The sequence below is a fragment of the Pseudovibrio ascidiaceicola genome, from assembly GCF_900114245.1.
GTDB classification, from domain to species: domain Bacteria; phylum Pseudomonadota; class Alphaproteobacteria; order Rhizobiales; family Stappiaceae; genus Pseudovibrio; species Pseudovibrio ascidiaceicola.
Window position 1 is genome coordinate 1 of record NZ_FOSK01000004.1, and the last position, 25783, is coordinate 25783.

Below are 25783 nucleotides of genomic sequence, written 5' to 3' on the forward strand. Positions count from 1 at the left end.
TGCCACTAATCCCGAAGGATCCGTTCGACTTGCATGTGTTAGGCCTGCCGCCAGCGTTCGTTCTGAGCCAGGATCAAACTCTCAGGTTTTACTGAATATTAATCCCAACTTAAATCACGTTTCTGTACTCAAATCTAACCGACCATAAATGGCCAATTAATAGACGAGGAACACGCAAATAATTTAGACCGAAATCCAAATCTTTGGTGTTCTGAAAAACGTAAACTAAGTCAGTTATTCCGTAACAGTGCCTTGTTACCAAAACACTCGCGAATAACCGCCGTCCACGTTTCTCTTTCTTCTTCCGTATTCAATTGTCAATGAACAGGGCTTTCACCCACACTCAAAAGAGTAAATCACTCATCAACACAATCATCTCTGATTGTGCATGAGCAATCAATCCTTTCGAGGAACTCAAGAGCGCATCGTGCCGTCGCCGGCAGCGCCGTCGCTCTCGATGAGCTGGGTTATAGGCCTGAGCCCTCCAACCGTCAACCTGAAAACGACAAAAAAACGCAAAAACATCATCTACCTATGTGTAAAACATACCTAATCCGCAGAAACACGCCGTTTCAATTCCACACCAGACCTGTGGGGGACAATTCCATCCAATTAAGCTCACCTAACGGGAACGTTGAGCCGCCTCATTTCCCCTTAATACCACCAGCCACTTTCCGGCTCTAACTCCCAGCCACCAGAGACTCAGGGAGAACATTACAGGAATAGACCGCGATCAAATCAGACTGCACTCTCTCAAAACGCCTGCAAGCAATCTTCGGAGCAATCCGCGTTCTTTGAAAACTGAATAGTGAATGAGAGGGCATGGAGGTCGTGGCTTATGCTGCTGCACCCTGAACTCACAGCAATCCCGACGGGGCAGTGAGCAGACGCCTAGTGAGAAACGCAGTCATTGCGTTCATTTGCGTGATTTTGCGCGAAACAGCGTTTTTGTGCGTTCTTATGTGCACTCACGACAATGGAACAATGCGTTTGGAAAAGCGTAGGACTATAACTGGCATCATCAAACGCCACCTGCTCCGGCCAATTGATAGGCAGGACTTACTCCCCTTCTATCAAATCTTATCCCCCCCAAACAAAAAAACTCCCCCCGCTGCAAATGGCTTTTGATCATTAGCTTCAGGTATGGAAAGGCGGTTATGGCGCATTGCTTAGTTTATTTTTGTGTGATCCCCTCCTTCCTGGGAGTTTTAATAGCGGAAATAACGATGATTTTCAGAGCTTTGAAAGATATGAATGCGTCTGTGCTGGGGTTTGGCTGCTGGGCTGTGGGTGGCACTTGGAATGACACCGAGGATCAAACCTCAATCCGAACCATGCGAAAAGCCGTTGGGCTGGGCATCAATTTCTTTGATGTCGCGCCGGTTTACGGGCTGGGGCATGCAGAAACGCTTTTGGGTGAGGCCCTCAAGACCTTTGAACGTGATCAACTGTATATTGCCACCAAGTGCGGGCTGGTTTGGAACAACCCGGAAAGAGCTGTCAAAAACAATCTGACCAAGGCTTCCATTATAGAGGAGGTGGATCAATCACTCGAGCGCTTACAGACAGAGTATATTGATGTGCTGCAATGTCATTGGCCTGATCCCCATACACCTATTGAAGAGACCGCCGAAGGTTTGCGCGCTGTTGTGGAGAGTGGGAAGGTTCGACATCTGGGCGTCTCCAACTTCTCACTGAAGATGACCAAAGAGCTGATGCAGCATTGTGAGCTGGCAACCTATCAGGGGCTTTATAATCTTCTGGAGCCAAATGCCACGCATTATCATAATATACCGCTGAGTTACCGTAGTCGTGATGAGATCATTCCGCTTTGCGAGGAACATGACCTCAAATACTTGCCTTATAGCCCCTTGATGCAGGGATTGCTGGCAGGAACTTTCAAAGCAAGCGGTAACTTTGATCAAAATGATGATCGTGCCAACAACCCGAAACTGAATTCTCCGCTATTAGAGCAGTATCTGGGCTGTGCTGACGAGTTGAAAGCTTACGCTGAAAAAGCCAGTATGCCTCTGGCCCATCTGGCTATGGGGTGGTTGATGGCACAGGACGCTGTCGGGCCCATTATTACCGGGGCCTATCAGGAATGGCAGGTGAAAGAGAATATAGAGGTGACAACACGCTCTTACGATGCTGACCTTTTGACAGGCGCTGAAGGCATCGTTGCCAAATGGGCGCTTTCTTAAGGTACAGAGAGCGATCCAACAAAACCCAGTTCTGAGGAACTGGGTTTTCACTTCGCAACCCTGAGCCAAAGTGTCTTTAATATATAGGCTGTGCCCTCATAACTTGGTCGACTACATTTAAACGCAGCTACAACACCCGGATCGCTGTCTCCAAGATCAGCATTGGTTTTATTTTCAGACACAAACCCAATCTCCTTCTCTTTCATAAATCGATAGGAAATGGCTGTTGGACCACGGAGCTCCAGAACATGTCAAAGAACCGTTTCGATGCCTGAGTGAACCTATATATCTGGCATGAAACTGGCTGTTTCCCCTTGAATGATATTATCTGCACTGTGTCCGAACCTCAATTCACTCAGTCAGGTTTGCGATGAGAAGACCATTAATGAGAAAGCAGCCCGACTGACGTGCTTCATTGGGCCTGAAATATCTTCATCTTTGCATAGTCAAGACTACATGGAAGAGATCGCTATTCTTTGAACCTGGCAGATTCGAACGGTATGAGGCCTCAAAACAGAATATGAAGATCACGCGCTTAGAGATGTGAGACAGGATTTCTGGTCTCTCTGACATTGCTTTTGCAGGATCGGGCAAATCATCAAAAGCTATCCCCAAGACTACGTATTTTTACTCTTGTGTGTAATGCATTTAAATTTGTAGGTTTCGCGCACACCAAGTGGTGCCTAACTAATCACTGTCAGCGACGGCTTCTTGCTAAGCCAGATCACTTTCGCTGTATGGCATCGCTATCCGTCTGTGCCTCCGCCATGGAGGCAACCGCGTTGCCAGCTTCCGCCCTTTGTGCGTGGAACCCATTTCTGGCAGTGATCGTATAGGCTCGCCCATGAGCTTTCGCGGCAGATGGCTAACAAGCGGATCATGGCTCTTGGCTGAGCTGCTAAATCCACGTGACGTGCGCACTCGGGCTGCATGCGTGGATATCTGCCAATAAACAGGACCAGTATGACTGATCAAACCTGCGCAGATCTTATCCCGGCCCCCGAAGGGCCGTCCAATCTTATTGATACTGATTATGAAGTAGGACAAGACAATATTACGCCGCGAATCGCTGGTGTTGCGTTTGATGTCCACAATATCGTTTTCACCATCTCCAGTATTGCGATTGCAATTTTTGTTGCGATTACTCTGCTCTATAAAGACGCTATTGGTCCGGTCTTTGGTGATCTACGTGTTTGGCTCACTTCTAGTTTTGACTGGTTTTTCCTAATTGCCGGCAATATCTTTGTGTTGCTTTGCCTCTTCCTGATTGTGTCTCCACTGGGAAAGGTTCGCATCGGCGGCAGAGATGCAAAACCAGATTACAGCTACAGCGAATGGTTCTCCATGCTATTTGCTGCAGGCATGGGCATCGGCCTTGTCTTTTACGGCGTGGCTGAGCCACTTGGCCATTTCTCTTCCATCACTTCTGACAGCAGCTGGGCCCCATTGGGCGGTGAAGCGCTGAGCGGTGCGGAAGCAGAACGTCTTGCCATGGCGTCCACCATCTTCCATTGGGCTTTGCACCCGTGGGCAACTTACGCTGTGATTGCGCTTGGTCTGGCTCTGTTTGCTTATAACAAAGGCCTGCCGCTGACCGTCCGCTCTATCTTTTATCCAATTCTGGGTGAGCGCGTTTGGGGTTGGCCGGGTCACGTGATCGATATTTTGGCTGTGTTTGCCACCTTGTTTGGTCTGGCAACCTCTCTGGGTATTGGTGCGGAACAGGCTAATGCTGGTTTGAACCACTTGTTTGGTCTGGAAATCACGACAACAACCAAAGTCATGCTGATCATCGCGATCTCTGGTATTGCACTTTGTTCTGTTGTTATGGGTCTGGATAAAGGCATCAAACACCTTTCCACCTTCAACGTGATCACCGCTGCGTTGTTGCTAGGTTTTGTTCTGCTGGCTGGTCCGACATTGGACATCCTGCAGAAGCTGTTCTGGAATCTGGAAGCATATCTGGAATATCTGCCAGCACTTTCCAACCCAGTTGGCCGCGTTGACGATAACTTCCGTCAGGGTTGGACAACTTTCTATTGGGCTTGGTGGTTCTCCTGGGCACCGTTTGTGGGCATGTTCATCGCTCGCATCAGCCGTGGCCGCTCTGTTCGTGAGTTCATGATCTGCGTGCTGGTTATTCCAAGCGTTGTCACCACTCTCTGGATGACAGCCTTTGGCGGCACAGCGATTGAACTGGAAGCAACTTCTACCCTTGGCAAAATTGCAGGCGCAGCGACTGAAATTCAGCTGTTCGAGATGCTGAGCAACTTGCCACTTGCTGAAATCACGTCTGTACTGGGTGTTGTTCTGATCATCACATTCTTTGTGACGTCTTCAGATTCCGGCTCTTTGGTGATCGACACTATTACAGCTGGCGGTAAGGTGAATGCACCGGTTCAGCAGCGCATCTTCTGGGCCTCTTTGGTTGGTCTTGTTGCGATTGCATTGCTGCTTGGCGGTGGTCTTTCCAGCCTTCAGGCAATGACGGTTTCAACCGGCTTTCCGTTTGCAATTGTCTTGCTTGGCGCATGTTTTGCAATCGTCAAAGGTTTGCTTAGCGAGCCTCGATAGGCAAACTTCATACTGAAATCAAAAAGCGGCGGGATCATTCCCGCCGCTTTTTTGTTTGAAATGAGCGTATGTGAGATCGTGGTGTGACCCGCTCCAAATCAGTGGATGGTCGCGGCCAGCTTCTTGGCATCTGCGCGCATGTTGGCCGGAAGCGGGATGTAGCCGGAGGAAATTGCTGCTCCCCTTGCCTGTCCGCTCAAAACAAATTCAGCAAACTGACGCACCGCAGTGCCTGTTTTCACATCAGGGTAGACGTCTTCCGTCACCAGCCAAAAGAATGAAATGATGGGGTAAGCGCTGGGGGCTTCGGGGTTGTGGATCTCATCGATGGAGAGCGGGTCACCACTTCTGCTGATCTCCTCGATGGCTGCTTCTCCGGCATTGAGTGAAGGTGCTACGAAGTTGCCCTTTTGATTTTCCACCAGTGCCATAGGAATTCCCAAAGTACTGCCGAAGGCTGAGGGGGCGTAGCCGATTGCGCCATTGTTCTCGGTGATCTTGGTGACGACCTCAGAGGAACTTGGCACGAGGACAGCGTCTTTCGGGAAGGTTTCCAGTGGCCAGATGCTGGCGGATTTACCGGACCATGCATTTTCGGCGGTGTACAGGTGCTTGGAGAGGGCGAGGTTTGCGCCGCTGGCATCACTGCGACCAACAATGGTGATCTTCAGTTTTGGCAAGCGCAGGTCCGGGTTCACCATGCGGATTTCGCGGTGGTTCCAATATTGGATAGAGCCGTCGAAGATACCGGAAAGTGCGTTGCGTGTGAGCTTCAAGTGGCCGACGCCCTCAATATTGTAAAGAATGCCGAGCATGCCTGCGGTGATGGGGATCTCCAGCAGTTTGTCCTCTATGGCGACAGGCTCATCGGCAGTATCAACATCGAGGTCTTGCTCCAGGATCGCTTCCAGCGGAGCGCTGGAGACAGCAAAATCGACCTTGCCAGCTTGCAATGCCAACACCCCTGCTCCACTGCCGATCGGGTCGTATCGCACTTCGATTTCAGGGTTGGAGGTTTTGAAGAGGCGCAGAGTTTCATTGAACAGGACGTCGGGGTACATGGAGCCCGCTCCGCTCAGTTCCTCGTAGGGTTCTGCTTGGGCGTAACTGTCCTGAGCCATTGAGGAGTTAATCAGAAAACCGGTTGCCAAAAGCGAAAGGAATGAAGCAGCTAAAATCTGAACGCACAATTTTGGAGAGATCCGGTTGAGCATGGCACATCTTTCTCGGAGATTTTCCAATATGTAGACGCTGGTGTGCGTCATTTTATGCTGAAGGGCGGCTATATAACCGCCCGCGCAAGGCCCCTCATAACTTAGATTTTATAAAGGCTTTCTCATTGTGGGCTGCGGTATTCTTTGAAAACTTTAGCTATAGAAATACAGCATTGGTTTTGCTTGATCTTAGGGAGAGATTTACTTCGCTGAGGCATGGTCTGCACACGCAGAAAATCGTACCCAGACAAAGGTGCGGAGGATGGCAAAGAACAAGAAGCCACTTCAGTGGAGCAGCAAGGCAGACACCACCGCGCATGAGCACAACAAGCAGGTGCTGAAGACGGTGCGCCATTTGCTGCGCGCACACGAGACCGGCTGGTTGGTGAAGCGGCTGAAGAAGTGGCCACCGACGGACCTGCTGCAGTTGCTGACTGCCCTGCCCCTGCCGGACGCTCGCAAGTTGTTTGCGCTGTTGCCTATTCGTCCTTCTACCAAGATTCTTGCCGAGCTTTATCCGGATTTTCGGGCGGAGCTTCTCAAAGACGGGACCACCACGCGGCTGGTGGAGATTCTCAATACGCTGAAGGAGAATGATCTGGCGGATACGCTGGATGAGTTTCCGCAGAGCTTGCTCGACATCATAGTGCCGCAGCTGGATGCACAGGCGGAGATTGAGGAGCGGATACGGCATGGGGAGGATACAGCCGGACGGTTGATGAGCCGGAAGTTTGTGGCGTTTCATGAGGACTACACGGCGGAGAAGGCCATTGCGGCGATCAAGAGCCAGTATGATCTGGTGGGGCGGTTTCGCACGGTGTTTGTGGTTGATGCCAAGCACCGGCTGGTGGGGCGGCTGGATGTAACGCGGCTTTTAACGCTGGAACCGAAGGTGCGCATTGGGGATGTGATGGACGCCAATGTGCTGGCGGTGTCTGCGGAGATGGATCAGGAGGATGTGCTGCGTAAGGCGGCGAAACGGCAGATCTCCTCCATGCCGGTGATTGATGTTGACGGGAAGCTGATTGGGCGGATTACGACTGAGCAGATGAACCAGATTGTGCGGGAGGAGCTCTCCGAGGATCTGATGTTGATGGGCGGGGTTTCGCCGGAAGCGCGGCCATCTGACTCCGTGCGCCGGATCATCAAAGGGCGGCTACCGTGGTTGATGACAGGGTTGATTGGGTCGGCTGTTGCGGCGCTGGTGGTTGGGTCATTTGAGGATGAGCTGGAGAAGGCGGCTATTTTGGCGGCGTTTATTCCGGTGATCATGTCGATGGCGGGTAATTCCGGGCTTCAGGCGTCTGCTGTTGCGGTACAGGGGATTGCGACGGGGTCTATCTGGACGGGCAGCACGCTGTTTCGGCTTTGGAAGGAGTTTTGCGGGGCGCTGTCTAACGGGGTGATTGCGGGAAGTGTGCTGACTGTGCTCATCAGCATTGGGGCCGTACTGTTTGAGATTCATGATCCCGTGTGGCTGGCGCTGACGGCAGCGTCGTCGCTGGTCATCGTCACCACGGTTGCGGCGATGGTGGGGGCGACGGTGCCTGTGGTGCTGGACAAGATTGGCATTGATCCGGCAGCGGCGACGGGTGTTTTCATCACCACCAGCAATGATGTGCTTGGGGTGCTGGTTTACTTCACCACCGCCAGTTTTCTTTATCTCTAGTCGACTTGTGCCCTGCCCTGCTGGTCCCTGTGGTTGGAGCAGGCCTAACTATCCTCTCTTTAAGGCATTCCTACGAGAAAATCAGGCCGACAGCAGACTTTCGAGTCGGCCGATCATGGGTAGATATCAAATCTGACAGGCGGCGTTTATGGACTATTGAGAAACTGGCAACACAGCGCCGCCGCAAGATCCCTTCACAGAGGCTCGGCCATCCCAAAACTCTTACCTGAGCTCTGATAAAACCTAATAGAGCCCCTACAACGATGGAAAACAGACCTGTCCGGCAAGCTTTGTACAGCGGAGCATGCCGGACGACCTAAGTATAGCACGAGCAGAGGCACCTAGCATCTTAGAGCGGACATAGGGACTCGCAACACTGCAAAGGCTACATCGTCAAATTTTTAACAACGGCTTCCTTACCCTGATGGGCCTTTGTTTCGCTACGTCGCGCACGCTCTCGTCGTGCACGCTCTCGCAGGACCTCAACGTTTTGAATTCCATCCCAATAGTTATCAACCCACTGCTCATTCACAGCTGTCTCTGCCTTTGTAGCCGAAAAAACAGCGCGACCAATCTTTCGGTCAAAGGATTTATCCAGGCTCGCATCATCTGTTTTCAGTCGCTCATGACCATCGCCTGAATGCCGGATGAGTGAATCGAGTTCCACATCAATGAAACCCATAGATTGAAGAGTGCATTTCATTCCGATGACGTTGAAGAAGGTACACGATGTTGGATCATAAGGGCCTTTTACTTCACCGGCAGGGCAGAACATCATCGGGTACTGGCTCATCGAAGTGAGAATGCCGCTCTCAACAATCATGGTGCCGCCTGGACTTAGGCATTCTTGAAGCTTTTTCATCACCCAAAATGGATATCTGAGATGATAAAGAACACCGGCAAATATAATGACGTCGAACTTTCCGAATGTGTCTTGGCGGAGGTCATTTACGTTCATTTCCACCATCTTGACCTTCGATTTCCGGGCTGGAATAACGATTTCAACTGCGCCGGTCGATATCAAGTTATCAACCCCAATGACTTCTGAAGCCCCTTTTTCTTCTGCATAAAAGCTAAAGAGGCCATCGCGGCAGCCGATGTCCAGAACCCGTTTCCCAGTGAAATCGATCTTATCGAGAGATTCGATCACCAAATCCCACATGTATTTAAAATGCGGACGTCCGGGTGTCTGAAGTCCAAACGGAAGATCAATGATGTGATAAAATTGGTGCCTTGTTAGTTGTTCTTCAATCTGTGTTCTGGTCAACGCGGTCATTTAGAAGCCTTCGACAGTACAATAATGCCTCCGGAGAGCGGAGAAAAATAATAATGGCGAGAAACTCTACGGTAGATTAAAAAATGGCGCAATTTACTAAAAGTAATGACCGAAAATGCCCAGTGTAACCATGTCAGTTTATGCGATTTGTTGACTTTGTAATGAGCCTACGTGTTGTTGAAGATCTACTGGTTGTACTGCGATTAATGCTCAGTCATGAGACTGAGCCGGGTCTTGGCGGTGCTCTCTTTTCTCTTCGGTAAACTCAAGATAGTTTTTGTTTTATTCGGCACCTACTGAGTTCAGAGAGGGAGGGATTTTTATGGAACAGGAACAGAGTTTCAGCCACAGCGAAGGTGAGGCTGGGGAGTTTGAGGCGCGGGGGTTGCGGAGTTATTTTGAATATCGCGACCTTGGCGTGGCGGATGCCACCAATGGGGCTGTGGTTGCGCATGTGATTAAAGCGCGTGAAGGGCATAATGCGACGGGGCAATGGCATGTGCATGATTGCTCCTTTCAGTTTTATTATGTGCTGAAAGGCTGGGCGCGGTTTGAGTATGAGGGGCATGGCATCCGCACGGTGAAACCGGGGGACTGCGTGGTGCAGCCAGCGGGTATTCGCCACCGCGAGATTGAACATTCAGAGGATTTTGAGCTGATCGAGATCGTCTCGCCTGCCAATTTTAGCACCCGTGCGGAGGACGAGGCGACTGAGTCTGCTGAAGCCTGAAAGCAAAACCGGGGCTTGTGAGCCCCGGCGTGTTTTATAAAATCAGCGCTGCGCAGCTGCTGGTTTTGCGCGGCGTGGTCTGTTGCTCTGACTACGGTTTGGGCCGTTTTTCTGAGCCGGACGCGCATTGGCGTTTGGTTTGCCGCCGCGGCCACGACCTGCGTTTGGCTTTGCACCAGCTGGTCTTGCGCCTGCTTCACCTGCTGGTTTGCTGCCTTGTGCGGCACCCTTGCAGCCTGCACCGCCAGCTGGGCGACCAGCACCACCGGCTGAGCGGCCAGCACCGCCACCTCCACCACCGCTGCGGCGACGGTTGCCTTGCGGGCGTTTGTGGCGCTTCAGCTGTGTTTGTTCGTTTGTTGGGTCATACGCAGGCATTTCACCGCCTGCCCAATCGCCATCCCCAGACGGGATTTTGCGGCCAATCAGGCGTTCAATGTCGCGCAGGTATGGCTGTTCTGTTGCATCACACAGGGAGATGGCAACACCGCTTTTGCCTGCGCGGGCTGTGCGGCCAATGCGGTGAACGTAAGCTTCCGGCACATTCGGCAGCTCGTAGTTGACCACGTGGCTGACGCCATCAATGTCAATACCGCGGGCAGCAATGTCTGTTGCAACGAGGATTTTGATGGAACCGTTTTTGAAGCCATCAAGCGATCTTTCGCGCTGGCGCTGGCTCTTGTTGCCGTGGATGGCTGCGGAGCTGAGGCCTGCTTTGTCCAGATGACCGCTGACACGGTCTGCGCCGCGCTTGGTGCGGGTGAAGACGATGGCGCGTTCGATGTCTTTTTCCGACAGGATTTCCTGCAGGGCAGCTCGCTTTGAGCTTGAGTTGAGGAAGCGAACGGACTGCTCGATTTTCTCAATTGGACGAGAGACCGGCGCCACGGAGATTTCACGCGGGTTGGTCTGGAATTCTTTCGCCAGCTTGCGGATCTGGTGTGGCATGGTTGCGGAGAGCAGCACTGTCTGGCGTACTTTTGGCAGTTTGCCAAGAATACGGCGGATGGCTGGGGCAAAGCCAAGGTCCAGCATCTGGTCGGCTTCGTCCAGTACCACTGTTGTTGTGGCATCCAGCTTGATGCCACCGGTGCTCATGTGGTCTTCCAGACGGCCCGGTGTGGCGATCACAATGTCCAGACCTCTGGACAGGGCGCGCAGCTGTGGGCCGGGCTTTACACCACCAAAAATAACGGCAGTTGATGGGCCGATAAACTGGCCGTAGGTGCGCACGCTATCGGCGATCTGCGAGGCAAGCTCACGGGTTGGCGCAAGGATAAGCGCACGGCAGGTGTGCGGCGCTGGTTTTTTGCGGTCTTCTGCCAGACAGGTCAGCAGCGGCAGCACGAAGGCTGCGGTTTTGCCGGTGCCTGTTTGTGCGATGCCGAGGATGTCCTCGCCCGCTTTCATGTGCGGAATTACTTCACGCTGGATTGGGGTTGGGGCTTCATAGCCCTCTTCTTTTACGGCGCGCAGGATAGGCTCTGCCAGGCCAGCTTCGTCAAAATTCTTCACTCTCGTTCTTCCAAGATGTGCAGAGCACGCCCCCTGATATGGGATCAGGAAGATGCTCATAGATTAAACGCCAGCATGTCCCTCGCAGACAAGTGTCTACGCGGCCAGACTGGCTAAAATTGAGATCCATGGAGTTTGAGAGGAGCTTTGAAAGCGACCTAGAAACGCTGCGGACCACGGTGCGTGCCCGTGTTACATCCCACTCGAGCAGGCTGCCTTGCTGAATATATTGCAGGCAGCGGGGTGGCGCTCCAAGCATTTGCCCGATGAGCGCGTTGCCTCGGGAGATATAGGTAAATGCGCGGGAATGCAAGGGGGTGGGTGTGAGATGATCCACGCAAAGCCCTCCTCGCCGCCGTCATCCTGTGCTTGATGCGGGAACTAGAGCGACCACTAAAGCCCTCACGCTAAGTCCTGATACAGATCACGCCACGCTGGGTTAAGTGTTTCAATCAGCTTCAGTTTCCACGCTCGTCTCCAGCGTTTCAGCTTTTTCTCGCGAGCGATCGCATCACCAATGCGCTCAAACTCTTCGTAATAAACCAGCTGAGAAACCCCATAACGAGCCGTAAATGAGGTTGCCACCTTCTCCCGATGCTCATGAATACGGCGTGCCAGATTATTGGTGACGCCCGTGTAGAGCGTCCCGTTTCTCTGACTTGCGGTGATGTAGATGTAATAGGGCATGTCGTAGTTTGCAGGTGCCCGTGTGGCCTGCCAACTGCGTGATGTGGCTAGGATGTTATCAGGGGTTAGTTACAGCTAGATCCCGCATCAAGTGCGGGAAGACGGCGGTGGGGGCTTTAAGGTTTGCCCAAATGCCCCTAGCCGTCATGCCGGACGAGCGAAGCGAAGATCCGGTATCCAGAGCTAAGCAGTAGGGCGACGCTCACAGCGTATGCCCGATGAATGCGTTGGCTGAGGAGGCGTTTGTGAGCATGCTGTAGTTTGTGGGTGTACATGCAGATTGCCAACCGTGTGATATGGCTAGGTCGTTATCTGAGGTGAGTTCCGGCTGGATCCCGCATCAAGTGCGGGAAGACGGCGGTGGGGGCTTTATGTTCTGCCCAAACGTCCCTCACCGTCATGCCGGACGAGCGAAGCGACTATCCGGTATCCAGAGCAAGACAGGAGAGCGGTGCTCACAGCGTATGCCTGGTGAGAGCGTTGGCTGAGGAGGCGTTTGTGAGCATGCTGTAGTTTGTGGGTGTACATGCGAAATGCCAACTGCATGATATGGCTAGGTCGTTATCTGAGGTGAGTTCCGGCTGGATCCCGCATCAAGTGCGGGAAGACGGCGGTGGGGGCTTTAAAGTCTGCCCAAACGTCCCTCACCGTCATGCCGGACAAGCGAAGCGAAGATCCGGTATCCAGAGCAAAGCGGCAGGGCCCAGCCCACAACACTTGCCTGATGAGTGCGTTGGTTGAAGGGAAATAGGGAAGATTGTGGGAATGCAAGAGGTGGGGCGTAAGACATCTAAGTTAGATTGAAACGCTCTTTAAGCTCCTCGACATAAAGTGTCATCATCAAATAGCTTGGCAATGGAAGCCCCAAACGAGCTGCTTCTTGTTCTGCAGCATCAATCATCACCTGATCTTCCGGGGCTGTCGTTCCAAACATCGCAAGCGAGATAATCGCACCATTATCTGCTCCTTGCTTGAATGATGCACTCATAGGCTTTTGCATGGTAAGCTCGGTAAATCTTTGAGCTATTGCCATACCGCTCATATTGGAGAGAGCAGAAAAGCTTTCTTGGAGTACATAACCTCTATCAGTTCGGCTCAACTTACCTTTGGCAAGTATCAACGCAACCATGCTAGCCATGGACCCAAAGAAACCTACAACAAACTCATCCTGCCAAAATCCTGCAGGGATACCGTGGTGGTGTTGAAATATTGCATACGGCTGCTTAACCATCTCGATGGTCTGTCGTGTCACCTTTTTCCGAAAACCACCAAACATGCAAAATCCCTTTCGCATCACCATGCCAACGTTGCAGCTTAAGGTAACTGTTACTGTCCAAGCATTTTGCAATCGAATTTGGCTAGTCGAACGATGCAAACATAATGAAGAGAACAGCGCCGACCATCACCACTGTCTACATCCAATCTTCGTCGAAGCAGTTATAATTGCAAGAAAATTTTATACAACTAATGCATAATTCATCAATAAACAACAGCAAATTCGAAATACGCATTACTCTCTGAAAGTTATGAGATAATTGTAGTTCATCTGTAAATCATAACTGATCAAGCCAATATCGAAAGAGCTACTGCTTGCTAGATCCCGGCTCGGAGGCAGGGATGACGGTGGTGGGCGTCGTCAGCGTATCCTTGGGGCAACACCTCCGCCTTCTTCTGCAACTTTTCGTTGACAGGGGCACGGTTCCATTCCACATTCATATGTGAGGCGTAGAAACCTCTGAAAAGCGGCTACCGCTCCCGTCAACTAGCGGATTTTTTGTGTCTTTTTTCTAAGGGCGCAAACCCTTTGCTATGAGCGGGAGGGCGGTGAATACAACACCTCCTTCGGGGGGGAATAAACTCGCCTGTCTTTTCCAGGTTTCTAACCTCCCGCTCGCCAGTGGGTCGTAGAAAACTCCTTGTCGTGCGGATCTTCAACAGCCAGAAAAGAAGGCTTTGAATATGGACGACACTGCATGCGCCTGTGGCGCCACAAATACTCTTCAAAATGAAATTGACGAAGTAAACGTTGCTGTTTCTGATCTTCAGAACTTTGCTTACATGCAGCATCTAGTGCTGTGCGAGCGGATGAAGAACAGTTGTGAGCGGGATGCTTTGCTCACTTTGCATTGTGCACTATCTGACCGCCTAGAGGCACTCAACAAGACCTGCGGAATTTTAACTGATGCGTTGTCCGGCAGCTCCTTCCCTAGAGGATTATCCGGTCACGCGACACGCAGCGTCGCCTCTCCAACATTGGTCAACACTAAAACTGTGTCTCTTGATTAGATCACCGTGAACGGCACTCCAAGGGCTGGCAGCACCACCCTTACACAGCCCTTCATGAGTGTCCTGCTGGTCTGCGGCCGGGCGAATTGTGCCCGCAGGCCAGCATCTTTGTGTCTGTTTGGTTGAGGTGGGATGCCGGGGTTACAACTCGAACCTGAATACCATTGAGACCAGTGCGACCAGCCAGAGGAGCTGGACTGCACGCTCCCACAAGCCGACCTGTTTTGCGATGGCCTCCAACTCTGCCTGCGGGGCTCCGGCGGCTCTTCTTGTCGCCAGTTTCTTCCAGTTGCGGCCAATCATAAGACCGCCGATCAACACAATTGCGAGGCTGGCTGCAAACCCCAGCGAGATGGACCATGGCACGGCATCAAAGCCACCCAGAAGATGGATGAGCCAGAACCCGCTGGCGATAACACCCAGACCGATCAAAGAGCCTGCAACGGAGGCTTTGCGCAGGTAGATCTCTGGCGGGGCTGCTTTTGCAAGGTTTTCGCGTGCAAACCATTGGGCTCTTTGCTTGCCGCTTATTGTCATGCCAAACCATGCCGCAATGAGAAGAATGTGCACAAAGCGTGCGATGAGGTAGTCCATTCCTTACTCCAAACTCATGAGGATCCGCAGAACATGCCCCTGCGGCAAACTTCAGGAGACGGATAGCATCGTCCAAATTTCGATTATATGATAAAGAATTGTCATCAGCTGCTCATTTGGAAGACGAATAATGTTCAAAAAACCCAGCGCAGATCGTTTGCTTGAGTTTAAAGCTATCGTGGATTGCGGGAGCATCATGGCGGCAGCAGAGCACTTGCAGATGACGCGGCCCACCCTGAGCCGGCGTCTTGGTGACCTGGAGAAAATGCTTGGTGTGAGGCTGCTGCAGAGGAACACACGCAGTTTGTTTCCAACCGTTGCCGGCAAGGAGCTCTACCACCGTGCCACGCGGGTTGTTGCGGATATTGATGCGGCATGGACGGCGGTCCAGAATTACGACAGTGAGCCCAGTGGTCCGTTGTGCGTTTCCTTGCCCGAGAGCGATATGCTGGCCGTGCCGTTGTTTACCGAGTTTGCTGCCAAGTATCCCAAGGTCTCGCTGGATGTGGTTGTGACCAACCGCAGGACTAATTTTCGCGCTGCGGGTGTGGATGTGGCTATGTGCTTTGGGCCAGTGCGTGATCCCGACCTGATCGTGAAGAAGCTGTTTCTCAGCCGCAGAATACCAATGGCCACAAAGGGCTACCTTGATGCAGCGGGTACCCCTGCAACGCCCGAGCAGCTTGCCGACCACAAGTGCATTACTCTGCGTGACTCTGATGGTTTGCCGGAGACCCGATGGCCGACAACTGCTGGCGGTTCAATTGAGATTCAGCCGCGGTTGCTGAGCGCCGGGTTCCGGCTGATGTTGCAGGCGGTCCATTCCGGGTTGGGGATCGGCCTTTTGCCTGAGAGCGAACTCGCCAAGAACCCGGAGCTGGTTGCGCTGTTTCCTGATGAGGTGCAAAGCCTGAAAAACTTCAGTCTGGTTTATGTGGAACGTGACTTCCAACTGCCACACGTCCGAGCCTTCGTTGATGAGGCAAGCATCTTCTGGAAACGATGGATTGAGGAGTGGTAGGGGCGTTCAGCCGGCACGAGGCCCAGTAGTTCTGGCAGGGCTGTCATGGATTGGAAAGGGTGTGCTCCGAAAAGGTTTGTTGGGGTTGGGATGTTTTCTGGTGAGTACACAAAACAGCGCATGCCGGCGCTGGCGGCGGCCTTCATGCCGGTGGCGCTGTCCTCAATCACAACGCAGTGCTCCGGGCTGATGCCTGCCATTTTCGCGCCGTGCAGGAACAGGTCCGGCGCTGGTTTGGGGATGCCTACATCGGTTGCGGTGAAGACGTTGTCGCCAAACCATGGCAGCAAGCCGGTGATTTCCAGCGACATGCGGACCGTGAACGGATGGCCGTTGGAGCCGACGCAGATGGGAATACCAGCATTTGCGAGTTGCTTTATCACCTGCTGAATGCCGTTGACGGGCTGGACTTCCTTCTCCAACAGAGCGTTTGACTGCTCGTGGAAGTCCTTGTTCCAATGATCGGGCGCGGTTAGGCCCTGCTCCTTGAGGTAGGCCTCTACCTCACGGCTGGTTTTGCCGACGAACATCTCCCAGCATTCCTGGAAGGTCAGCGTCCCTCCGTAGGACAGCAACAGTTTATGCAAGACGCGTATGTAGAGCGGCTCAGAATCCACGAGCACGCCATCACAATCAAAAATCACAAGCTTAGGTGGGACCGATAAAAAAGGCACAGCAATATTCCCAATGGCAAAACGGGAGCGTAGCTTTTGGATGCGGGTGTGGCAAGCGTGGTTTGAATGGTGGATTCTGTCAGGACTATCCAGCGACTTTACGCATGAGGGCTTCGATTGGGCCGCGTTTGAAGTATCTGCTCCAAATGAATGCATAGATTACGCAGAGCGTGCAGAAGATGCCAGAGGCGAGGAAGGCTACTTGCGTTGTCTGGCCGCCGAGCAGGCCAAGCTCGTCCATTACGCCCATTCCCAGTAGGATGTGAGCGAGGTAGAGCGTCAATGTTTGACGGCCTGCCGGGTTGACAACAGTCAGCACGCCAAGGTCTTTCAGCAATGGGGCTGCGCGCAGGCATATCCCGACAACCATCGAGGCAACAGACATGCCTGCCATGAGGTAAAACGGCATGGGTGGGATGGGATTGGTTGTGACCAGATCCACCAATTCCGGCTCTACCATAGCGATGAGTGGTTGCAGGTAAGCGCTGATAGCGTTGACGAGCAGGAAGACCAGAAGGCCGCCGAACATGAGCGCGTCTTGCGTTTTGGTAGACGAGAGTTTTGAGCGACTAAGCATCACGCCAAACAACATGAAACCAAGCCACGGGACGACCGGGTGCCAGCCGTTGAAGAACAGGTTGCGGATGAAGCCGACGGGTGTCCAGAACTCAGGATAGGTCAGGTCGGTCCAGTTCCAGCCAGCCTCATAATCCAGCGTGAGAACCATGAGGACGGCGGCACCTGCCAGACCAGCAATAAGCCAGCCCAGAGCACGGGTGCCCACTGGCAACAGCAGCGCACCGAAGAGGAAGTAGAACGCATAGTAGTGCAGAATGTCAGCATCAAAGATGAGCATGTTGAGCAGGCCCAGCACGAGCAGGAAGGCAGCGCGTTTGAACGTGGTGAAGATGGTGAGATTGAGCTCCCCTTTCATCCCAGCCAGTCCAAGGCCGATGCCAGCTAAAACGACAAAGGTGGCTGCCGCGCGCCCTTCCAGTGCGTGGATGATGTTACTGAGCATACCCTCAGTGCCTTCTGCGCCCATCACGATGGAGAAGTTGACGATCACCATGCCCACGAAGGCGATGAACCTGGCCAGGTCCAGCCCCTCTAGTCGCCCGATTTTTGTTGCTGCAGCCATCACGTTCCTATCTGACCGGATGTGGCCTTTACTGTTCGTTCTGCCTCCTAGAGCACGCTGCGTTCATTTACATTCACGCACCGCACTCTCACATCTTTGTCGGAGCAAATTCTTTTCGTTTGCTTGAATCCAATCAAACGGAACACGCTCTAAACCCCAACGGGTTGTATGCCCTTTACCTTCTTTGTAATGCCGCCAAATAAGGTTTGGATTGCAAGTGCGCTGGCGTCGTTGGTTGCGATGTTTCCGGCCTGCGATGTGCTTGCTGCTGCGTATAAAACAGCGTCCAGTGAGGCGATGATCCAGCTGTTTGGAATGAAGGAGAGAATGTCGCCTTCTTCCTTTGCGCGATCAATTAAATCACAGAGTTCCTTGTCGTGGCGCTTGATTTCTCTAGCAATTTCGGGATCATCCCACACGTCGGGATTCTTCCAGAGGAAGTGACAGGAATCTGCATAAGGCACCAGAGCGCCTACAATGGCTTTGAGCTGTTCAAACGCTTTGCGCTTGCCTTTGATGGCTGCATAAGACGCTTCGTCCATCTGGTCTAAAGCGCGCAAGGCCACGTCACGCAGCAATTCCTCACGTGTGCCAATAACACGGTGAAGAGTTACGCGCTTTACGCCTGCGGCCTCTGCAATATCTGCCAGAGACGCCCGTGGCTGATTGTTGAGCACACGTACGGCTGCTTCCAGCAGTTTGTCTTTTGTGGTGTTGTTCAATGGTATCGACATGATACTTATATGTATCATTAGATACACAACTGTCAATAAAAGTCCTGTAATTTTCTGCAGGAAATAAGAAGGTTAGAAGCCCATGTTTTTTCTCAATACAACGGATTTTTTATGAATATTATCAAAAGAATGCGCCAAGCTTGCTTTATGGCATCGGCTCTTTTCGTGAGCGTGTTTATTAGCCCCCCAGCCTTTGCTGACCATTGGGTGCCCTGGGCGTTTTCGTGGGATAAGAATGGCGCAACTCAGCACCACATCAGCCCACAACAGGGCTTGAGCAGAATAAAGACAACGTCTCTGTGGAGCCCAGATGGGGAGTTGCTGGTAGTTCAGCTGGTGTCTTCCAAAAGCTTCAAAAAGACGGTTGAGCTGCTGGACAAGGACATTTCCTCCAAAAGCAATCCGGAACTGATCGCCCGGTATGGCACGCTTCTTACGTATGGGGCTTATATGTCTGAGGATGAAGGCGAGATGGCTGAGCTGGCAACCCGTGCTGACGCCTACTTTGACCAAGCATTGAGTAAGGATAAGGCCAGCTGGGGTGCTTGGCTTGGGAAAGCAACGCTCTATGGCTTCTCTCAAGAGCGGGATCTGCAAGCCTCCTCTATCAAGATCCTGAAGTCGATGATTGAGGCGCAGCAGAAAACCAAGTCCAACTGGCATCATGTCTACCCCTATCTGGTGCTTGGGGCGATCTATGAGCGAAAGCGAGACATTCTGACTGCTAAGGAAATCTGGACAGAAGGCCTACAGCACTTCCCCAACAACGAAGCGCTGCATACCAAAATGATCGACTGATCCTGATGTGCTGGCGAGATAGCTTCTTGCCAGCCCTCTTCTGCTACTTCTTCTTCAAGGCCTTGATGAACGAGTGCGCCGTTAATCCGTGGAGGATGACACTAAGGCCGATGGTGGTGACAGCAGTTGAAGCGATGATGGAACTGCCCGGTAGGTTCGCATCCAAAACGATGATAGCGAAGACGATGCTTGCAAGCCCTCTTGGGCCGAACCAACCAATAAAGAGCTTTTCCTTTGTGCTCAAAGGCTCTCCGCGCAAGACGAAGTAGACAGGCAGAATTCTGACAACTGTCAGGCTGAGGATGGAGTAGGCCAGGATTTCCCAAGTGAACTCATGCAGGACAGAGCCGATGATAGCTGCACCGAAAATGAGCCATGTCATAAGGGAGAGCGAGTCCCCTATTCCTTCGGCTGAATCCAAGAGCTGCTCTTTGTAGGGCTTCTCCAGCCAGCCGAAAACAATGCCGCCGACAAAGGCAGCAATGAACCCACTGCCGCCTGCCAGCTGTGCGATTGAGAAGCAGCAGATCGCCAGAGCAACAACGGTCACCTGCTCCCACGTTTTGGATTGCTCCTTGGTCTGGAAAGAGTAATCAATGATCTGCCCAGCGAGAATGGCGATGCCGATCCCCACGAGAACACCAAGGCCAATCTGCTCAGCAAGCAGCTGCGCCGCCATTTGGTTCAGGTTGCTAATCAGGGATGGATCGGCTGCGATTGGTAGCAGAGAAAACACGATTGGGACGCAGATACCGTCGTTTAACCCACTCTCTGCATTTAAGGTTCCTCTGATTTTGGCTGGTACAGAGGGGTCAGTCACCACGGCTTTGCCAAGCGCTGCATCCGTTGGAGCAAGCAAAGCGGCCAGAATCGCGATCTCGATGACGGGAAGTTGTGGCAGTAGCGCCATCCCGGCACCGATGCCAAATATGATTGTGAGAGGCAGCCCTACCAAAAGAAGGCGTCGTGGAAGGTCAATATTGGTGGCAAGGACTTTGAGATTTGCTTTGGCAGCGTCCGTGAACAAGACAATGGCAAGGGCCAATTCGGCCAGTGTCTTAATGGATTCATTGGTGAGTTTGACCTGAAACCACTCCAAGCCATCATTGCCAAGCAAAAAGCCAATAATGCAAAACAGCAATGCTCCATTGATCGGCTTTTGCTCCAGCCGTCGGCTCATCACGCTGTACAAGAAAACCACTGCAAAGATGACGGTCAGATTCTGATAGGACATTTGGCCATTTTGATCCCGGCGGTATCCACCATCTGTAATGAGTGGATCGCCTTTAGGTTGCGCATTCCCGATACTCTAAGAAGATAGTCTTTGCATTGGTTTAAGCTGTACAAGCCGATTTGCCTGAGCTTCTCAACAGTCTCATTTGTGTCCGGAGAAAACCTGTGTTGAATAATCAATCACGATTTGCTCGTCCTCAGCCCAATATTCTTGCAGAATCTGATCAAGCTCATTCAGAAAAACTCCGTTGCTTGCTTTGATAGCTGCCTGTACTTTTGAGGAGGATTTGGCCATTTCAACAAAACCTTGATGTGACATGGTACGAGACCAAGGGAACCGCCGGACATCTGCCTTTGCAAAGCCTGCCGTTTGCATTTCCTGCGCATAGTCGAACCTGCGGTAGTCTCTGGAGTAGCCGCTGTTGTGCGTTTCGATCAGAGTTTCATAGGCGTGCATGAAAGCGCTACCTTCCAGCTGCCGATTGTTCTCAATAATCACCAGACATCCTTGTGAGATGAGAACACGCCGCGCTTCTTTGTAAAACTTCGGTCGATCAAACCATTGCGCGGCCTGTGCGACGGTGATGAGATGAAAGGCATTGTCTTTGAACGGAAGCTCTTCAGCAGCGGATAGATGCCAAGAGATTTCTCCCGCCTTATCCATCGCTTTTGCCTGAGACAGCATGTCTTTGTTGACGTCGCAGCCTGTAAACTTGCTACCTGGTGACAGCTCCAGAAGTTGGCGCGTCAAAATTCCGGTGCCACACCCCACATCCAGCAGGCCCCCCTGCTCTGCTCCCCTTGATGCCGCCAACCGATCCACGATGTGGTTTAGCGCATCCAACGGATAGCGCGGACGGGCTTGATCATAGATCTTCTGCAGGCCGGAAAATGCGTGATCATTTGCAACATTCATAGGACATCTCCATATTGCACACATAAGTATACAAAAATATGACCTATCTCAAGTTGTTATTGGCAGATCACGCAAGAGCCCTTCAAAAATGGGATGTTCATTTTCCGAAGTTCGGAAGGATCAACACTGTGATGTTTGACGTAAACTCACTTGTTCAATCTGTGCCGGGCACGTTAGGTTTCTGCCATGAAAACAACGAATGATATCATTGATGGTGTCCCGGTCATCGAGAAGCTCAGTGTTGATGAGCTTGCTGCTGGGAAGCACCGTTTCTTTTTTAAAGCCTCCACGGACTCCTTGGGAAACTATCACCGTATTCCGGTGATCGTGATCAAGGGTGCTGAGCCGGGAACGAAGCTGTTCATTCAGTCAACGCTGCATGGGGATGAGGTTCAGGGGGTGGATGTGATCCATCAAGTCCTGCCGCATCTAGACCCTGATACGTTGAAGGGAACTGTTGTATTGGTACCGGGAGCAAACCCTCCGGGCATGCAGCTGGCTTCACGCTATTACCCTTCGCAGAATGAGACGCAGACCTTCACAAACCTCAATCGCATGATGCCGGGGGATGCGAAGAGCTCAAATGCTGGTAGCCGGTATGCCCATGCGCTTTGGCATAATCTTTACATGGGCAATGCAGATATCTTTCTGGACCTGCATACCCAGTCAACCGGCACTGCATTTCCGTTGTTTCTCTTTGCTGACTTTCGCAGTGCAGATGTGTGCCGTCTGGCAGCGCTTCAGCCAGCTGATCAGATCCTAGAAGATGACGGTATTGATGGCTCGGTTGAGACTGAATTGGTTCGCGCCGGTATTCCATCGCTCACGGTTGAGCTGGGCTGTGCCAATGTATTTGACCCGGATATGACCCAGCGCGGCGTTCAGGGCATTTTGAACACTATGATCGACTACCACATGATTGCGGGTAAAGTGAACCTGCTTGGCATCGAAAGCTATGTGGGGAACGACGATGTGTCGATCACTGCAGATACTGGTGGATTTGCCCGTGTGATGGTGCAGCTCAATCAGGAGGTTTCCAAAGATCAGCTGGTTGCCACCATGACAAACGCTTTCGGCGATGTTGTTGCAAAGTACACTGCACCTTGTGATGGGCGCGTGCTTTCCGTTTGCACAACTCCTTTGCGAGAGCCGGGCGCGACCATCGTACAGATCCTGCGGCGGGTATAGACTTCCAAGTGAGAGCAGGCAGCTTTATATCGGCCTGCTCTCGCCTTTCATTTACGCATATCGTTTGGCACCGACAACGCACCCAACCACAACAACTGTCGCTGCAATCATCATTGAAGAGATCGTCTCCTGAAGCAGCAGCGCTGCGAGCATGAGGCCGAAGAACGGTTGCAAGAGCATGAGCTGGCCAACACCTGCAGCGCCACCCAATGCCAGCCCGCGGTACCAGAATACAAAGCCAACCAGCATGGAGAAGACGGAAACGTACATGAGGCCGTACCACGCGGTGGACTGACTATCTGGCAGCTGAGCAGGTACACTCAGGATTGCAGCGATCAGCATGACTGGAAGAGCCAGTACAAGCGCCCATGAAATAACCTGCCACCCCCCAAGCTTTCTTGAGAGTGTGGCCCCTTCCGCATATCCAAGGCCGCACACGATAATTGCGCCAAACATGTAAATAGAGCCGAGCAGTGAACCCTCTGCATTTTGTGAAAGCGCGAACGCCGCGACTGCCAGACTGCCGACGCCTGAGAACACCCAAAAGAATGGCTTTGGTCTTTCCCCTCCTCTCAAAACAGCGAAGATGGCTGTCGAGAATGGTAAAATGCCCATCAGAACCAGCGACTGCGCTGCCGTCATCTGTGCAAGCGCCAATGCAGAAAGCAGCGGGAAGCCTATCACCACACCGAGGGCAACGACTGCCAACGATATGATATCCTGCCGCTTTGGGAAAGGCTGCCTCAACACGCTCAGCAACGCAATACCCAGCAGTGCAGCAATCACCGCCCGAATGCTTGTCAGAAAAAATGGATCAAATCCGGCGACTGCTGTACGTGTTGCAGGCAAGGAGCCGCTGAAAATTATGACTCCGAGCAGACCGTTTCCCCAACCTGCTGAACCTCTTTGTGCCAGTGATGCTTGCATCATTCACCTCCGTTTTCCGTTTTTTATCGAGGTGGGGCTAGGCACAACAGCCACAAAACAATACAATTACGAGAAACTGTACTGCTACAATCATCAATACAGCAGGTGAGATGTAAAATGGCTTATGGGCAGCAAACACAACGTGTGATGCAGGCGGTGCGCAGCAAGATCAGCAGTCGTGCGTTGGAACCGGGTGAGAAACTGCCGAGCATCCGGGGTTTCGCTTCCACAATGAAGGTCTCCGCCTCCACTGTGGTTGAGGCTTATGACCGACTTGCTGCCGAAGGGGTTATCTTTGCGCGCAAAGGGGCTGGGTTTTATGTCTCCCCAAAAACTCAACCCTTTTCGGTTTCAGAGATTGGTCCGCATCTGGACAGGGAGATCGATCCGTTCTGGGTCTCTCGTCAGTCGCTGGATACCGGAAGGGATATGCTCAAACCCGGATGTGGCTGGATGCCTGCGGACTGGATGCCGAATGCATCCCTGCGCAAGGCCATTCGAAATTTGAGCAAGGCGGATGATCATTTGCTTTCGGATTATGCGAGCACGCGAGGTGCCAGCAATCTGAGACGGTTGCAGGCCCGGCAGTTTGCGGCAGAGGGCATTGAGGTTGATCCGAACCAGATCTTGCTGACTGGTTCTGCTACCCAATCTATTGATCTGTTGTGCCGGTTTTTGCTGCGCCCCGGAGATAAGGTTCTCGTCAGTGACCCATGTTACTTCAACTTTCAAGCAATTCTAAAGGCGCATCAGGTTGAGATTGTGAGTGTGCCCTACACCAAGACGGGCATGGATTGTGAGCAGTTTGAGCAAGCTGTTGTGGAGCATAAGCCGCGTTTTTACATCTCCAACACCTCCTTGCATAACCCTACGGGGGTCACCCTCTCTCCTCAAGGTGCTCATAAGATCCTGAGTATCGCGACCCGGCATGATCTCATCCTTATTGAGGATGATGTGTTTTCTGAGTTTCTACCAGAAATAACACCGCGGTTGACAGCCTTGGGCGGCTTTGATCGCGTGATCCGTCTTGGCAGCTTTTCAAAGACACTTTCGGCTTCTGCACGTTGCGGATACATCGCTGCCAAACCAGAATGGATTGAAGCTCTGGTTGATCTTCAGGTGGCCACGAACTTCGGTGGTCCAAGCCCAATCACCACGGAGCTGATTTATGCCTGCCTGAGCGATGGGTCCTACCGAAAACACATGGAAGCCCTGCGCATTCGCCTTGCCAAAACACGCCGCGAGGTTTCTGCCAATCTGGCCGAGTTGGGTATTCAGACCTGGCTGATGCCAGAAGGCGGCTTTTACCTCTGGTGCTCCCTGCCCGAAGGCATTGATTCAGCCGAACTCGCCCGTGCAGCCCTGCAGCAAAACATGGTTCTCGCTCCAGGTGATGTTTTCAGCCCAACCCAATCTATGGGCCAGTTCATGCGCTTCAACGTCAGCCAGATGGGGAACCCGATGACCTACGAGATACTGGCAGACGTGATGTGCAATCTTTAGAAACTGTCTGGTTGCCTTGTTTGGTGCACCACAAGCTCTCAAAGCTTCGCTCCAAGAGCTTGTGGTTGGGATCACAACGCTACAAATTCATCTGCGATCAAGGCTGATTTTATCTGTGCTTTCAACGCAATTTGGTCCGTAAGCTGAACATAGATGAGTGTGCCGTGTCTGGCAGGTTTCTTTAATTGAAGAGCCTCGTCATTTCCGTCAAGAAGAGCACCTCGCCTGGCAAGCTGTTTTACGACATTTCGTGATATTCCCAGTTCCTGAGCGAGCAATCTGTCCAGCCTCAGGTTAACAGGCACTGCTGCGTTCAGGGTGATTTCGAGATCTGTCCAGTCCTGTACTGTGCCTTCCACGATGTGCTTATGAACGGCAATCGACGTTTCGCCTTCTCGTGACGCAGCTACGGCGGGCAAACCCGTTTTATCAAAGGCATACCTTTTCACTTGCTCAGGGCAATTAATTTGCAGTGCTCCCAGTAAATTCGGCGCGATCTGCTTGCGGTTGCGGCGTTCGATTATCGGGCGATTCCACGTGGCATCGCAAGTCATGCATTTGTAGATAAGCCATGCATCCAGCCTGGAGCCATTTGCATTCAGACGGAACTTACCCGATGGCTTGAAAGGTTTAAGAATGCCGCAGTTCTTACAGGGAATGACTGGGTGTGGTGGGTTTTCTGGTTGAAGGGTCCAGACGCATTTAAGCGATTTCGACATGCTTTTAGGTTTCCACTTGTCAAAAAGCGGATGCGCAACATGACGCCGTTACAGCACACGGTAAGGCTAAGGATTTTATAGAAAGCGGCGCGCAAAAGTGCGCAGGGATAGTGCCAGAAATCACGAGGCCAAACCGGTCTCATGCCACCATCCGCACAACAAAAAGCGCGCCGCAAAAGA

24 protein-coding genes and 1 rRNA gene are annotated in these 25783 nt (G+C 52.2%); 10 read left to right on the forward strand and 15 right to left on the reverse strand.

Annotated features, from left to right (window positions below; all coding sequences use genetic code 11):
• Window positions 1–89: ribosomal RNA gene (locus tag BM231_RS08555) — 16S ribosomal RNA — on the reverse strand; the annotation flags it as partial.
• Window positions 90–1226: 1137 nt separating this feature from the next.
• Between BM231_RS08555 and BM231_RS08560 the strand changes: the two genes are divergently transcribed.
• The gene (locus BM231_RS08560) at window positions 1227–2204 is read left to right on the forward strand and encodes an aldo/keto reductase (protein WP_093518547.1); all 978 of its coding nucleotides are present in this window, start codon (window positions 1227–1229) and stop codon (window positions 2202–2204) included.
• Window positions 2205–2251: 47 nt separating this feature from the next.
• On the opposite strand, the gene BM231_RS27470 is transcribed toward BM231_RS08560, so the two are convergent.
• Window positions 2252–2386, reverse strand: coding sequence for a hypothetical protein (locus BM231_RS27470; RefSeq protein WP_280142332.1), 135 nt, complete (start codon window positions 2384–2386; stop codon window positions 2252–2254).
• A 781-nt stretch (window positions 2387–3167) separates the two neighbouring features.
• On the opposite strand from BM231_RS27470, the gene BM231_RS08565 reads away from it, so the two are divergent.
• A complete protein-coding gene (locus BM231_RS08565; RefSeq protein ID WP_093518548.1) occupies window positions 3168–4778 on the forward strand; it encodes a BCCT family transporter in 1611 nt (536 codons plus the stop codon).
• Window positions 4779–4876: 98 nt separating this feature from the next.
• Here BM231_RS08565 and BM231_RS08570 read toward each other — a convergent pair whose 3' ends face one another.
• Window positions 4877–5992: an extracellular solute-binding protein gene (locus tag BM231_RS08570; protein ID WP_093518549.1), complete on the reverse strand. Its 1116-nt coding sequence runs from the start codon at window positions 5990–5992 to the stop codon at window positions 4877–4879.
• Window positions 5993–6254: 262 nt separating this feature from the next.
• On the opposite strand from BM231_RS08570, the gene mgtE reads away from it, so the two are divergent.
• Window positions 6255–7661, forward strand: a complete 1407-nt coding sequence (gene mgtE / locus BM231_RS08575; protein WP_093518550.1) for a magnesium transporter — start codon at window positions 6255–6257, stop codon at window positions 7659–7661.
• 385 nt (window positions 7662–8046) lie between these two features.
• Here the strand turns inward: mgtE and BM231_RS08580 are convergent, their stop codons facing one another.
• Window positions 8047–8937: a class I SAM-dependent methyltransferase gene (locus BM231_RS08580; RefSeq protein WP_093518552.1), complete on the reverse strand. Its 891-nt coding sequence runs from the start codon at window positions 8935–8937 to the stop codon at window positions 8047–8049.
• 322 nt (window positions 8938–9259) lie between these two features.
• Between BM231_RS08580 and BM231_RS08585 the strand changes: the two genes are divergently transcribed.
• Window positions 9260–9667 carry a cupin domain-containing protein gene (locus tag BM231_RS08585; protein WP_093518554.1) on the forward strand — a complete coding sequence of 136 codons (408 nt, stop codon included), beginning with the start codon at window positions 9260–9262 and terminating at the stop codon, window positions 9665–9667.
• Window positions 9668–9709: 42 nt separating this feature from the next.
• Here BM231_RS08585 and BM231_RS08590 read toward each other — a convergent pair whose 3' ends face one another.
• Both BM231_RS08590 and BM231_RS08595 read right to left on the reverse strand, forming a co-directional pair.
• Window positions 9710–11182 (reverse strand): DEAD/DEAH box helicase, encoded by a 1473-nt coding sequence (locus BM231_RS08590; protein WP_093518556.1) that lies wholly within the window; start codon window positions 11180–11182, stop codon window positions 9710–9712.
• 402 nt (window positions 11183–11584) lie between these two features.
• On the reverse strand, window positions 11585–11869 hold the full coding sequence (locus BM231_RS08595) for a GIY-YIG nuclease family protein (protein WP_093518558.1): 285 nt from the start codon (window positions 11867–11869) through the stop codon (window positions 11585–11587).
• A 296-nt stretch (window positions 11870–12165) separates the two neighbouring features.
• Here BM231_RS08595 and BM231_RS26855 point away from each other — a divergent pair, with 296 nt between their 5' ends.
• Window positions 12166–12357: a hypothetical protein gene (locus BM231_RS26855; protein ID WP_139226345.1), complete on the forward strand. Its 192-nt coding sequence runs from the start codon at window positions 12166–12168 to the stop codon at window positions 12355–12357.
• A gap of 302 nt (window positions 12358–12659) precedes the next feature.
• Here BM231_RS26855 and BM231_RS08600 read toward each other — a convergent pair whose 3' ends face one another.
• Window positions 12660–13145, reverse strand: coding sequence for a hypothetical protein (locus BM231_RS08600; RefSeq protein ID WP_093518560.1), 486 nt, complete (start codon window positions 13143–13145; stop codon window positions 12660–12662).
• Between the two features lie 683 nt (window positions 13146–13828).
• Here BM231_RS08600 and BM231_RS08605 point away from each other — a divergent pair.
• On the forward strand, window positions 13829–14155 hold the full coding sequence (locus BM231_RS08605) for a hypothetical protein (RefSeq protein ID WP_093518562.1): 327 nt from the start codon (window positions 13829–13831) through the stop codon (window positions 14153–14155).
• 141 nt (window positions 14156–14296) lie between these two features.
• On the opposite strand, the gene BM231_RS08610 is transcribed toward BM231_RS08605, so the two are convergent.
• The gene (locus BM231_RS08610) at window positions 14297–14749 is read right to left on the reverse strand and encodes a hypothetical protein (RefSeq protein WP_093518564.1); all 453 of its coding nucleotides are present in this window, start codon (window positions 14747–14749) and stop codon (window positions 14297–14299) included.
• 130 nt (window positions 14750–14879) lie between these two features.
• Here BM231_RS08610 and BM231_RS08615 point away from each other — a divergent pair, with 130 nt between their 5' ends.
• A complete protein-coding gene (locus tag BM231_RS08615; protein WP_093518566.1) occupies window positions 14880–15770 on the forward strand; it encodes a LysR family transcriptional regulator in 891 nt (296 codons plus the stop codon).
• On the opposite strand, the gene BM231_RS08620 is transcribed toward BM231_RS08615, so the two are convergent.
• From BM231_RS08620 to BM231_RS08630, 3 genes are all read right to left on the reverse strand, one after another.
• Window positions 15680–16444, reverse strand: a complete 765-nt coding sequence (locus BM231_RS08620) for an HAD family hydrolase (protein WP_208860216.1) — start codon at window positions 16442–16444, stop codon at window positions 15680–15682. The genes BM231_RS08615 and BM231_RS08620 overlap by 91 nt on opposite strands.
• An 85-nt stretch (window positions 16445–16529) precedes the next feature.
• A complete protein-coding gene (locus BM231_RS08625) occupies window positions 16530–17585 on the reverse strand; it encodes a DUF418 domain-containing protein (protein WP_093518568.1) in 1056 nt (351 codons plus the stop codon).
• Between the two features lie 149 nt (window positions 17586–17734).
• The gene (locus tag BM231_RS08630; RefSeq protein ID WP_208860217.1) at window positions 17735–18319 is read right to left on the reverse strand and encodes a TetR/AcrR family transcriptional regulator; all 585 of its coding nucleotides are present in this window, start codon (window positions 18317–18319) and stop codon (window positions 17735–17737) included.
• 111 nt (window positions 18320–18430) lie between these two features.
• Between BM231_RS08630 and BM231_RS08635 the strand changes: the two genes are divergently transcribed.
• Entirely contained in the window at window positions 18431–19117 is a 687-nt protein-coding gene (locus tag BM231_RS08635; RefSeq protein ID WP_208860218.1) for a tetratricopeptide repeat protein, read from the forward strand.
• A gap of 43 nt (window positions 19118–19160) precedes the next feature.
• Here BM231_RS08635 and BM231_RS08640 read toward each other — a convergent pair whose 3' ends face one another.
• The gene (locus BM231_RS08640) at window positions 19161–20351 is read right to left on the reverse strand and encodes a cation:proton antiporter (protein ID WP_093518572.1); all 1191 of its coding nucleotides are present in this window, start codon (window positions 20349–20351) and stop codon (window positions 19161–19163) included.
• A 141-nt stretch (window positions 20352–20492) separates the two neighbouring features.
• The gene (locus tag BM231_RS08645) at window positions 20493–21266 is read right to left on the reverse strand and encodes a class I SAM-dependent methyltransferase (protein WP_093518574.1); all 774 of its coding nucleotides are present in this window, start codon (window positions 21264–21266) and stop codon (window positions 20493–20495) included.
• 186 nt (window positions 21267–21452) lie between these two features.
• Here BM231_RS08645 and BM231_RS08650 point away from each other — a divergent pair, with 186 nt between their 5' ends.
• The gene (locus BM231_RS08650; RefSeq protein WP_093518576.1) at window positions 21453–22454 is read left to right on the forward strand and encodes a succinylglutamate desuccinylase/aspartoacylase family protein; all 1002 of its coding nucleotides are present in this window, start codon (window positions 21453–21455) and stop codon (window positions 22452–22454) included.
• 51 nt (window positions 22455–22505) lie between these two features.
• Here BM231_RS08650 and BM231_RS08655 read toward each other — a convergent pair whose 3' ends face one another.
• Window positions 22506–23381 (reverse strand): DMT family transporter, encoded by an 876-nt coding sequence (locus BM231_RS08655; protein ID WP_093519121.1) that lies wholly within the window; start codon window positions 23379–23381, stop codon window positions 22506–22508.
• Window positions 23382–23498: 117 nt separating this feature from the next.
• On the opposite strand from BM231_RS08655, the gene BM231_RS08660 reads away from it, so the two are divergent.
• On the forward strand, window positions 23499–24884 hold the full coding sequence (locus tag BM231_RS08660) for an aminotransferase-like domain-containing protein (protein ID WP_093518578.1): 1386 nt from the start codon (window positions 23499–23501) through the stop codon (window positions 24882–24884).
• A 71-nt stretch (window positions 24885–24955) separates the two neighbouring features.
• On the opposite strand, the gene BM231_RS08665 is transcribed toward BM231_RS08660, so the two are convergent.
• Entirely contained in the window at window positions 24956–25603 is a 648-nt protein-coding gene (locus BM231_RS08665; protein ID WP_093518580.1) for a DUF1062 domain-containing protein, read from the reverse strand.
• Window positions 25604–25783 lie beyond the last annotated feature (180 nt).

Bases quoted from the DNA above. Each gene is read 5' to 3' on its own strand.
- BM231_RS08585 (WP_093518554.1), top strand. From the start codon at position 9,260: ATGGAACAGGAACAGAGTTTCAGCCACAGCGAAGGTGAGGCTGGGGAG.
- BM231_RS08645 (WP_093518574.1), bottom strand. From the start codon at position 21,266: ATGAATGTTGCAAATGATCACGCATTTTCCGGCCTGCAGAAGATCTAT.
- BM231_RS26855 (WP_139226345.1), top strand. From the start codon at position 12,166: ATGGCTAGGTCGTTATCTGAGGTGAGTTCCGGCTGGATCCCGCATCAA.
- BM231_RS08565 (WP_093518548.1), top strand. From the start codon at position 3,168: ATGACTGATCAAACCTGCGCAGATCTTATCCCGGCCCCCGAAGGGCCG.
- BM231_RS08640 (WP_093518572.1), bottom strand. From the start codon at position 20,351: ATGTCCTATCAGAATCTGACCGTCATCTTTGCAGTGGTTTTCTTGTAC.
- BM231_RS08625 (WP_093518568.1), bottom strand. From the start codon at position 17,585: ATGGCTGCAGCAACAAAAATCGGGCGACTAGAGGGGCTGGACCTGGCC.
- BM231_RS08650 (WP_093518576.1), top strand. From the start codon at position 21,453: ATGAAAACAACGAATGATATCATTGATGGTGTCCCGGTCATCGAGAAG.
- BM231_RS08570 (WP_093518549.1), bottom strand. From the start codon at position 5,992: ATGCTCAACCGGATCTCTCCAAAATTGTGCGTTCAGATTTTAGCTGCT.
- BM231_RS08615 (WP_093518566.1), top strand. From the start codon at position 14,880: ATGTTCAAAAAACCCAGCGCAGATCGTTTGCTTGAGTTTAAAGCTATC.
- BM231_RS08635 (WP_208860218.1), top strand. From the start codon at position 18,431: ATGAATATTATCAAAAGAATGCGCCAAGCTTGCTTTATGGCATCGGCT.
- BM231_RS08560 (WP_093518547.1), top strand. From the start codon at position 1,227: ATGATTTTCAGAGCTTTGAAAGATATGAATGCGTCTGTGCTGGGGTTT.
- BM231_RS08665 (WP_093518580.1), bottom strand. From the start codon at position 25,603: ATGTCGAAATCGCTTAAATGCGTCTGGACCCTTCAACCAGAAAACCCA.
- mgtE (WP_093518550.1), top strand. From the start codon at position 6,255: ATGGCAAAGAACAAGAAGCCACTTCAGTGGAGCAGCAAGGCAGACACC.
- BM231_RS08610 (WP_093518564.1), bottom strand. From the start codon at position 14,749: ATGGACTACCTCATCGCACGCTTTGTGCACATTCTTCTCATTGCGGCA.
- BM231_RS08630 (WP_208860217.1), bottom strand. From the start codon at position 18,319: ATGTCGATACCATTGAACAACACCACAAAAGACAAACTGCTGGAAGCA.
- BM231_RS08655 (WP_093519121.1), bottom strand. From the start codon at position 23,381: ATGCAAGCATCACTGGCACAAAGAGGTTCAGCAGGTTGGGGAAACGGT.
- BM231_RS08595 (WP_093518558.1), bottom strand. From the start codon at position 11,869: ATGCCCTATTACATCTACATCACCGCAAGTCAGAGAAACGGGACGCTC.
- BM231_RS08580 (WP_093518552.1), bottom strand. From the start codon at position 8,937: ATGACCGCGTTGACCAGAACACAGATTGAAGAACAACTAACAAGGCAC.
- BM231_RS08600 (WP_093518560.1), bottom strand. From the start codon at position 13,145: ATGTTTGGTGGTTTTCGGAAAAAGGTGACACGACAGACCATCGAGATG.
- BM231_RS08605 (WP_093518562.1), top strand. From the start codon at position 13,829: ATGGACGACACTGCATGCGCCTGTGGCGCCACAAATACTCTTCAAAAT.
- BM231_RS08660 (WP_093518578.1), top strand. From the start codon at position 23,499: ATGGCTTATGGGCAGCAAACACAACGTGTGATGCAGGCGGTGCGCAGC.